Genomic DNA, 9,554 nt, shown 5'->3' with positions numbered 1-9,554 from the left:
CAACGCCGTTCAGAGCCCTGGGGCCAGCGTGGCAGCCGTGAACCGGATGGCATGAAAAGCCGCCATCGAAATATTTACCTGCCTTTCAGCATTCGTCTCCGTGGCATTGTTGACTCGGACAGTCGGAATTCATAATCCCAGCCGACTATACCTGACATACCTTCTCAGGAAAGGACGCGTTCATGCGGATGATCTTGTCGGCGGGCCTTGCGGCCCTGCTTGCCTCTGCCGCCCTTGCCGACGTGACGGTCGAGACCGCCCAAGGGGACGTCTCGCTGCCGGCGGCACCTGCGAAGGTGGCGGCGCTTGATCTTGGCGTGATCGACACGATGATGGCGCTGGGGGTGATGCCGGTGGCGGTGCCGGACAAGCTCTACCTCGATCATCTGCAGCCCGTGGCGCAGGACGCGGCCCCCGTCGGCACCCTGCAGGAGCCGGATCTGGAGAAGCTCGCCGCCGTCGGCCCGGACCTGATCGTGGTCGCCAACCGCTCGGCGGTAAAGAAGGATGCCGTGGCGCAGGTTGCCCCCGCCATCGACATGACGGTGGACGGCGCCCGCCTGATCACCGATGCCAAGGCCCGGCTCGCGGCGCTGGCCGCCTTGTTCGGCAAAGAGGCCGAGGGCGAGGCACTGACCAACGTGCTGGATGACAAGCTTGCGGCGCTGGCGGAAGCCGGTCGCGACAAGGGCGGCGCGCTGGTGGTGCTGACCAACGGGCCGAAGATGTCGGCCTATGGCAAGGGCTCGCGCTTCGGCTGGATCTATGAGGTGACTGGGCTGCCGCAGGCAGGCCAGCCGCTGGACGACAAGGCCAATCATGGCGACGCAATCAGCCACGAGTTCATCGCCCAGACCAACCCAGACTGGCTGTTCGTGCTGGACCGCGGCGTGGCCATCGGCGCGGACCAGCCCTCGGCGCAGGCGACGCTGGACAATGAACTGGTGCGCCAGACCAACGCCTGGAAGAACGGCCATGTCGTCTATCTGCCCGCCGACAATGTCTATCTCGCGCCCGGCGGCTATACGGCGCTGACCGAGACGCTGGACGCGCTGGCGGCCGCGCTGGCGGGATGAAGGCCCGCGCCCTTGTCGCGGGACTGGCGCTGGCCGCGCTGGTGCTGGCGAGCCTTGGCACCGGCGCGGCGCAGATCGACCTGCGCGGTGCCGGGGACGGCTGGGCGGCGCTGGTGCTGATGGAATCGCGGCTGCCGCGGACGCTGGCGGTGCTGCTGACAGGCGCGGCGCTGGCCGTCGCGGGCGTGGTGATTCAGAGCCTCGTGCGCAACCGCTTCGTCGGCCCCGACACGGCGGGCACGGGCGAAAGCGCGGCGCTGGGGCTGCTGGGGATCACGCTGCTGGCCCCCGGCGCGCCGATCTGGATCAAGATGGTCGCCGCAAGCCTCGCCGCCATGGCGGGGACCGCGCTGTTTCTGGCCATCGTCCGCCGCCTGCCGGTGCGCGAGGTGATGCTGGTCCCCATCGCCGGGCTGATCCTGTCGGGCATCATCGGGTCGGTCGTCACCTGGATCGCCTGGGAGGCGGACCTGCTGCAATTCGTCAACACCTGGCTGATGTCGGGCGAGTTCTCGGGCATCATCGCCGGCCGGTATGAACTGCTGTGGATCGCGGGCGTGGCGGCGGGGCTGGCCTGGTTCGCGGCCGACCGCTTCGCCATTCTGTCGCTGGGGGACCAGGTGGCGACAGGGCTGGGGCTGTCCACGAGGGGCGTGATGCGGCTGGGGATGGTGGTCGTCTCGATCGTCTCGGCGCTGGTCGTGACCACGGTCGGCATGATCCCCTTCGTCGGGCTGGTGGTGCCGAACATCGTCGCCCGCGTCATGGGTGACAACCTGCGCGCCTCGATCCCCGTCGTCGCGGCGGGGGGCGCGGGGCTGCTGCTGGCCTGTGACCTGCTGGGCCGGATCATCCGCCACCCCTACGAAATCCCGGTCGGCACGATCCTCGGCATCATAGGCTCGGTGATCTTCCTGTGGCTTCTCTACCGGCCGGCCGCCCGTGGATAGTGCGCATGGATAGGGCTGGGGCAACCCTGATCGCGGCGCTGCTGGCGCTGCTGGCGGCATCCTCGCTGGTCTGGATGTTCCAAGGGATCGGCGGCGGCAACCGCGGCTTCATCCTGCACCTGCGCGGGACCAAGCTGGCCGGGCTGGTGGTCGTGGGCGCGGCCGTGGGCATCGCCACGGTGCTGTTCCAGACGGTAGCCGCGAACCGGGTGCTGACGCCCTCGATCATGGGCTTCGACGCGCTTTACGTGCTGCTGCAGACCGGGCTGGTGGCTTCCTTGGGCGTCGCGGGCTTCGCCGCCCTGCCGGATGCCGCCAAGTTCCTAGTCGAGGTCGCCATCATGTCGCTGCTGGCGGCGCTGCTGTTCGGCACCCTGCTGGGACGGGGCGCGAAGGACATCCCCCGCACCATCCTGACGGGGGTGATCCTGGGGGTGCTGTTCCGGTCGCTGTCGACCTTCCTTGCCCGGATCATGGACCCCAATGCCTTTGCCGTGGTGCAAAGCGTCAGCTTCGCCAGCTTCGGCAGCATCAATGCCGCCCTGCTGCCCGTGGCGGGGGGGATCGCGGCGCTTTGCGCGGGCGTGGCCCTGTGGCTCTCGCCGCGCCTCGACGTGCTGGCCTTGGGGCGCGAGGTCGCGGTGTCGCTGGGCCTGCGCTTCGACCGGCTGGTGCTGATGACGCTGGGGCTGGTGGGGATGCTGGTCTCGGTCTCGACCGCGCTGGTCGGGCCGGTGGCCTTCTTCGGCCTGCTGGTGGCGGGGCTGGCGCATGGGCTTGCACCATCCGCTCGCCATGCGGTGCTGCTGCCCGCCGCCGGGCTGATCGGGGCGGTGATCCTTGTTCTGGGTCAGACCCTGTTCGAGCGCCTGATGGGCCAGACCGCGACCCTGTCGGTCGTGGTCGAGTTCGCGGGCGGGCTGTTCTTCCTGTTCCTGCTGCTGAAAGGACGCGTGCGATGATCCGCATCGAAAGCTTGAGCCACCATATCGGCGCGGCGCCGATCCTGCAGGACATCGACCTGACCCTGCCGCGCGGCAAGCTGATCGCGCTGATCGGCCCGAACGGCGCGGGCAAGTCCACGCTGCTGCGCCTGATCGCCCGGCTGGAAACCCTGCAGGCGGGCCGGATCGAGATCGACGGCCTCGACCTCGCCAGCACCCCGACCGAAAGGCTGGCCCTGACCATGGCCGTGATGGGCCAGCAGACCCATATCGCCAGCCGGCTGCGGGTGGCGGAACTGGTGGGCTTCGGCCGCTGGCCCCATCACCGCGGCCGCCCGCGCCCCGCCGACCGAGAGGCGGTTCGGCAGGCGCTGGAGGCCTTCGGCCTGACCCCGCTGAAGGACCGCTTCCTCGACGAGATCTCGGGCGGGCAGGCGCAGCGGGCGCATCTGGCGATGACCTTCGCGCAAGGCACCGACTGGCTGCTGCTCGACGAGCCGTTGAACAACCTCGACGTGGCCCATTCCCGCGCGCTGATGGCGCGGCTGGCGGACCTTGTGCGCGGCAGCGGCCGCAGCGTCGTCACGGTCGTCCACGAGGTCAACTATGCCGCCGCATGGGCCGACCATGTGGTTGCCATGAAGGGCGGCCGGATCGTGGCCGAGGGCCCGCCCGAGACGGTGCTGACCGAGCCTGTGCTGTCGGCGCTTTACGACACCCCGGTCGAGGTCATGCGCCACGACGAACGCCCGCTGGTCCTGCACCACCACTGGCACCACGAATTGGGCACGCCCCTTCCGGTCCGGTCCGGGACCGACCAACCCACCCTGCATTGAGGACAGCCATGATCTCGACCGCCCATTACCCCACCCCGAACGCCGCGAAATACGTCCAGCAGCTTGCCAAGCATTTCGGCCACAAGATCGAGGTCCGCTCGGACGCCGAGTCCGCCGATTTCGAGATGGAGGCGGGCCGCGTCCGGCTTTCCGCCCAGGACGGCGCCTTCGTCGCGCAGGTCGAGGCCGAGGATGCCAAGGGCATCATCAACCTGCGCTATGTCGTGGACAAGCATCTGGTGATCTTCGCCTTCCGGGACGGCTTCACGGGGCTCGACTGGCGCATGGCGGATGGCTGAGGGGCTGCCGCCCACCCTCGCCGATTATGCCCGTGCCGCTGAAGAAGCCCTGCCGCCCGCCGTCGCCGCTTGGGCCATGGGCGGCGCGGGCGAGGAAATCACCCTGCGCCGGAACGAGGCTGCTTTCGACGCGCTGCCGATCCTGCCGCGGGTGCTGCGGAAGGCTGCGCCCGATACCGGCCTGACGCTGCTGGGAACCCGGCTTGCGCATCCGATCCTCGTCGCCCCGATGGGATGGCAGCGGCTGGTCTACCCCGAGGCCGAGCGTGCGCTGGCCGCAGGGGCCACGGCGCAGGGCGCGCGGATGGTGCTGAGCGCGCAGGCCACGACCTCGCTGGCCCTGGCGCGGGCGGCGGGCGCGCTTTGCGACTGGTTCCAGCTTTACTGGATGGGGCAGGGGCCGACGCTGGCGCTGGCGCAGCGGGCGGCTGACGCGGGCTGTTCGGCCCTGATGCTGACCGTGGATGCCCCGGTCGCGGGCCAGCGCCCGCGCGAGATGCGGGCGGGCTTTTCCCTGCCGGACGGGCTGGCGGCGGTGAACCTTTGCGGCCTGCCGCAGATGCAGGGCGGCAACCTTGCGGACCTGATGGCTGCCGCCCCTTCGTGGGAGGACGTGGCATGGTTCTGCACCGCCGCGCCGCTGCCGGTGCTGGTCAAGGGCATCCTGCATCCGGGCGACGCCGCGCAGGCGATCGCGGCGGGGGCGGCTGGGATCGTCGTGTCGAACCATGGCGGCCGGGTGCTGGACGGCCTGCCCGCCAGCATCGAGGCCCTGCCCGCCGTCGCGGCGGCCATCTCCGACCGGGTGCCGCTGCTGCTGGACGGCGGCATCCGGCGCGGGACGGATGTGCTGCGCGCCCTTGCGCTGGGTGCGGATGCGGTGATGGTCGGCCGCCCGGCGTTGCAAGGGCTGGCCGTCGCCGGGGCGCTGGGCGTCGCCCATGTGCTGCGGCTTCTGCAGGACGAATTGCGGATCGCCATGGCGCTGTGCGGCTGCACCACGCTGGACGACATCGGGCCTGCGTTGATTTTCTTCAACAATGGGCAGGAAGGCGGCTTGACGCCTCCATTCCGAGCGAAATAGTAAGCCATAGCCAGTCCGTTGCCCTGCCGGGCGCGTGCAAGCCTTTCATTGCCGCACACACCCAGAAAGGAAGGTCGCAACATGGCCCTTCGTTCCCAGCCGTCCCTTCGGCCGATCCTGTACGGAGCAGGCGCCTCGATCGGCGCTCTTGCCGCGACGGGCCTGAACCAGCCCGCGCTGGCGCAGGACGCCGCGGGCGCAGAGCCGCTGCGCCCCGATGCCGTGCAACTAGACACGGTGGTCCTGACCGCGACGGAAGGCTCGTCCAACGCCAACAGCGCCGGCACGGGCATCGCCCGCCTGCCCGGAACCGTGCGCGAAACCCCGCAGGTCGTGAACGTGGTCCCCGCCGAGGTGATCCGGCAGCAGAACGCCACCACGCTGGAACAGGCGCTGCGCAACGTCCCCGGCATCACCCTGTCGACGGGCGAGGGACGCGGCGGATCGTCGGGCGACCAGTTCCGCATCCGGGGGCTGGCGGCGCAGGGCGACGTCTATTCGGACGGCTTGCGCGACTTCGGCGCCTATGCCCGCGACACCTTCAACACCGAGGGCGTGCAGGTCATCAAGGGCCCCTCGGGCGACGCCTTCGGGGTGGGCAGCCTGGGCGGCCTGATCAACCAGCAGCGCAAGCGCGCCGGGCTTGAGGATTTCAACGAGGTCGAGGGCAGTGTCGTCTCTGGCGGTCTGGCCCGGCTGCAATATGACGGCAACCGCGTCATCGCCGACGACCAGGCGCTGCGGCTGAACCTGATGCTGCAGGAAGGCGAGATCCCCGACCGGGACGCCGTGGATGACGACCGGCTGGGTCTGGCGCTGGACTATGGCCGGGGCCTCGGCACGGGGACGGAATGGCACCTCGGCTATTCATATCTGCGCGGCCGGGGCGTGCCCGACATGGGCCAGCCGATGGCCGTGGGCCCGGACGGGATCAGCCGGCCGCTGCTGGAATATGACGTGCCCGGCTACGGGCGCGACACCTCGTATATCCGCAACACCGACCGTTTCGATACCGACGTGCATACCGTCACCTCGGGCCTGACCCATGAGTTGGACAGTGGCTGGACCCTGTCGAACGACACCCGCGTCACCCGCTATGAACGCGACTTCTCGGCCACCAACCCAGGCGCCTGCGACTCGACCTGCCTGGCCGCGCTGCTGGCCGGGATCGACCAGCCGCTCAGCTATGGCGCGGGCGGGGGGATGACCTATGCCCAGGACGGCTGGGGCGTGCAGAACGTAACGACCTTCACCGGCGAGGTCACCACCGGCACCCTCCGCCACGAGATCACCGCCGGCCTTGACCTGAGCTGGCAGATCGACAAGCGCCGCCGCGGCACCTGGGCCGTGCCCCGCCCCAGCCAGACCATCCTGGACCCCATCCGCGACGCAAGCGGGGCCGCGTTCGACTGGGACGACGACAAAAGCACCGCCAAGGCCCGGAACGCGGCCATCTTCCTGGCCGACCGGATCCATTTCAACGAGCAGTTCTCGATCCTGGCGAGCGCACGGGGCGACTGGTTCAAAAGCTCGTTCGACGGCGTTCTGGTGGGCGGGGCCGCGCCCACCAGCGGCGAGGCCGACGGCTTCGAGGTCAGCCCCTCGGTCAGCCTGATGTGGGAACCCTCGGCCGACCGCATGGTCTACCTGACGCTGGCGCGGTCCTACCGTCCGCTGGGAACCGACATCGCCTTTGCCGTCAATTCGTTCGACACCGAGGTTCCGGCCAGCGACCGCGACTTCGAACCGGAGCGGTCGGACCTGATCGAGCTTGGCGGCAAGACCGACCTGCTGGACGGCCGCGTGGGCCTGACGGCGGCGCTGTTCCAGATCGACAAGGACAATTCCTACGACGTGGACCCGACCACGGGCGAGCCTGTCACCGGCTTCAGCACCAATGGCGAGAACCGGCGCATCCGCGGCTTCGAATTCGGCGCCTCGGGCGAGGTGGCCGAGGGGCTGGACCTGCTGCTGGCCTATGCCTGGCTGGACGGCGAATTGCGGGGCGGGCGCGGCGCCAACGAGGAAACGGTGGGCAATGACGCCTCGGGCGTGGCCCGACACAACCTCGCGCTCTGGGCCAGCTATGAACGCCCTGTGACCCGCAGCAACGGGCTGGTGACGGTGGCGGGGGGCGTGCGCTATGCCTCGGAATACTGGTCCAACAGCGACAACACCGCCGAGATCCCCGAAACCTTCTCGCTGGACGCCATGGTCGCCTATGAGCAGGACAACTGGCGCATCGCGCTGAACGGCAGCAACCTGACGGACGAGGACAACTTTTCCTCGGCCTTCAACGCCGTCCGCGCGGTGCCGGAACCGGGCCGGGTCTTCACCCTCAGCCTGTCCAGCCGGTTCTGACGACGCGCCGGGGCCGCCCAAGGGGGCGGCCCCGCCTTTTCTTCGAGGTTTTTCGATGCTGATCCAGATCCCCGACGTGCTGTCGGCCGCCGAGGTCATGGCCTTCCGCGAGGCGCTGGAGCGCGCCGCCTGGGCCGACGGCCGCGAGACCGCGGGCGACCAGGCTGCGACGGTCAAGAACAACCTGCAGATCCCGCCCGAGTCCCCCGTCGCGCGGGAACTGGGCGAGCGTGTCCTGCACGCGCTGGCGCGCAACACGACCTATACCTCGGCCGCGCTGCCCTTGCGGGTGCTGCCGCCGATGTTCAACCGCTATGACCCCGGCATGACCTTCGGCGCCCATACCGACAACGCGATCCGCACCATCCCCGGATCGGGGGGGATGCGGATGCGCGCCGATGTGTCCACCACGATCTTCCTGACCGCGCCCGAGGAGTATGACGGCGGCGAGCTGGTGGTCGAGGACACCTATGGCACCCATGCCGTCAAGCTGCCCGCCGGGCACATGGTCGTCTATCCCGCCTCGTCGCTGCACCGGGTCAACCCGGTCACGCGCGGCAGCCGCTGGGGCAGCTTCTTCTGGGCGCAGTCGATGGTGCGCGACGACGGCAGGCGGGCGATGCTTTACGATCTCGACCTGGCGATCCGGCAGGCCCGCGCCGCGATGAGCGACGAGGCGCCCGCCGTGCTGGGCCTTGTCAGCCACTACCACAACCTCTTGCGGATGTGGGCCGAGTTGTGAGCGCTGATGCCGCGCTGGCCACCGGCCAGCTTCTGCTGGAAGCGGGCGAGGGGGGGCAGGCGATCGAGTCCTTCCGCATGGCCGCGCGGGCGGGCGATCCGCGCGGGCTGACCATGCTGGGCCGCGCGGCCGAGCGCGGCTGGGGCATGGTCCCCGACGCAGACCAAGCGGCAGGCTGGTATCGCCGCGCGGCGGCAGCGGGTGATCCTTGGGCGATGTTCAACCTCGCCGACCTTTGTCTGCGCGGCGAAGGCGTGCCCCGCGACCCGGCCGAGGCCACCCGCCTTTACGCCGACGCGGCGCGGGCCGGGCTGCTGCAGGCGCTGAACATGCTGGGGATGCTGGCCGAAACCGGCGCCGCAGGCCCACACGATCCAGCGGCGGCGCTGACCTACTACACTGCCTCTGCCGAGGGGGGCGACCCCTGGGGCCAGTTCAACCTCGCCCGCCACCTGATCGCAGGGGGCCGCGTGCCCGAGGCGCTGGACTGGCTCGACCGCGCGCTCGACTGCCAGGTCAGCGGCTTTCACGCCGCCGTTGCCGAGGCGCTGTCGGGCATCACCCATCCGGGGGTGCGCCGCCGCGCCGAACTGGCGCGCAGTCTGGCCGCCTCATTCTCCGGGCGTGACTGAGCGGCAGCCCGCCCGCATCACCCGAGGAGCGTCCATGAAATCCGTCCTTCTTGCCTGGCAATTCTGGGCGCTGCTGTCCGCCGGCTTCGCCGCACTGACGGCGATCTTTGCCAAGGTTGGCGTCGAGCACGTGGATTCCGATTTCGCCACCCTGATCCGCACGGGCGTAATCCTCGTGGTGCTGACAGGGATCGTCCTCGCGCTGGGCAAGGCGCAGCCGCCCGACACGATCCCGGCGCGGTCCTGGGTCTTCCTGATCCTTTCAGGCCTTGCCACCGGCGGCTCGTGGCTCTGCTATTTCCGCGCCCTCAAGCTGGGCAACGCCTCGCAGGTCGCGCCCGTCGACAAGCTGAGCGTCGTGCTGGTCGCGGTCTTCGGCGTCCTGTTCCTGGGCGAGCACCTTTCTGCCCCGAACTGGCTGGGCATCGCCCTGATCGCCGCCGGGACAATTCTGGTGGCCTGGAAGGGCTAGGTTCCTCTGGGCACCGCGCATCGCCGCGTTCCGTATGGCCGCGGCCTGCGTTCAACAGGGCAGGGATGTCCTCCCCCTCGCCGTAGGCAGCCACGTCATCATGGCTGCGTCATCGCCTGGCAGAGCCTGCGAATGGCTGGAAACGGATGCCCTGCGGA

The 9,554-nt window shown here is 69.6% G+C and carries 10 protein-coding genes; all 10 read left to right on the top strand.

The window, feature by feature from the left end; genetic code table 11:
• The first annotated feature begins 182 nt into the window (after positions 1–182).
• Entirely contained in the window at positions 183–1,076 is an 894-nt protein-coding gene (locus tag Q4F04_RS07110; RefSeq protein ID WP_303369140.1) for a siderophore ABC transporter substrate-binding protein, read from the top strand.
• Positions 1,073–2,026, top strand: coding sequence for an ABC transporter permease (locus tag Q4F04_RS07105; protein WP_303369139.1), 954 nt, complete (start codon positions 1,073–1,075; stop codon positions 2,024–2,026). The genes Q4F04_RS07110 and Q4F04_RS07105 overlap by 4 nt, the downstream gene beginning before the upstream one ends.
• A 5-nt stretch (positions 2,027–2,031) precedes the next feature.
• On the top strand, positions 2,032–2,988 hold the full coding sequence (locus Q4F04_RS07100; RefSeq protein WP_303369138.1) for an iron chelate uptake ABC transporter family permease subunit: 957 nt from the start codon (positions 2,032–2,034) through the stop codon (positions 2,986–2,988).
• Positions 2,985–3,806, top strand: coding sequence for an ABC transporter ATP-binding protein (locus tag Q4F04_RS07095; protein ID WP_303369137.1), 822 nt, complete (start codon positions 2,985–2,987; stop codon positions 3,804–3,806). The genes Q4F04_RS07100 and Q4F04_RS07095 overlap by 4 nt, the downstream gene beginning before the upstream one ends.
• Before the next feature lie 8 nt (positions 3,807–3,814).
• The gene (locus Q4F04_RS07090) at positions 3,815–4,105 is read left to right on the top strand and encodes a DUF2218 domain-containing protein (RefSeq protein WP_303369136.1); all 291 of its coding nucleotides are present in this window, start codon (positions 3,815–3,817) and stop codon (positions 4,103–4,105) included.
• Positions 4,098–5,189, top strand: coding sequence for an alpha-hydroxy acid oxidase (locus Q4F04_RS07085; protein ID WP_303369135.1), 1,092 nt, complete (start codon positions 4,098–4,100; stop codon positions 5,187–5,189). Before Q4F04_RS07090 ends, Q4F04_RS07085 begins: the two co-directional genes overlap by 8 nt.
• Positions 5,190–5,270: 81 nt before the next feature.
• Positions 5,271–7,550 carry a TonB-dependent siderophore receptor gene (locus Q4F04_RS07080; RefSeq protein ID WP_303369134.1) on the top strand — a complete coding sequence of 760 codons (2,280 nt, stop codon included), beginning with the start codon at positions 5,271–5,273 and terminating at the stop codon, positions 7,548–7,550.
• A 55-nt stretch (positions 7,551–7,605) separates the two neighbouring features.
• Entirely contained in the window at positions 7,606–8,292 is a 687-nt protein-coding gene (locus tag Q4F04_RS07075) for a Fe2+-dependent dioxygenase (protein WP_303369133.1), read from the top strand.
• Entirely contained in the window at positions 8,289–8,924 is a 636-nt protein-coding gene (locus Q4F04_RS07070) for a tetratricopeptide repeat protein (RefSeq protein ID WP_303369132.1), read from the top strand. Before Q4F04_RS07075 ends, Q4F04_RS07070 begins: the two co-directional genes overlap by 4 nt.
• 34 nt (positions 8,925–8,958) lie before the next feature.
• Entirely contained in the window at positions 8,959–9,396 is a 438-nt protein-coding gene (locus Q4F04_RS07065; RefSeq protein WP_303369131.1) for an EamA family transporter, read from the top strand.
• The last annotated feature ends 158 nt before the right edge of the window (positions 9,397–9,554 follow it).

It is taken from the genome of Paracoccus sp. (in: a-proteobacteria) (assembly GCF_030536915.1).
GTDB lineage: Bacteria > Pseudomonadota > Alphaproteobacteria > Rhodobacterales > Rhodobacteraceae > Paracoccus.
This window is presented reverse-complemented; position numbering and strand designations above follow the sequence as displayed.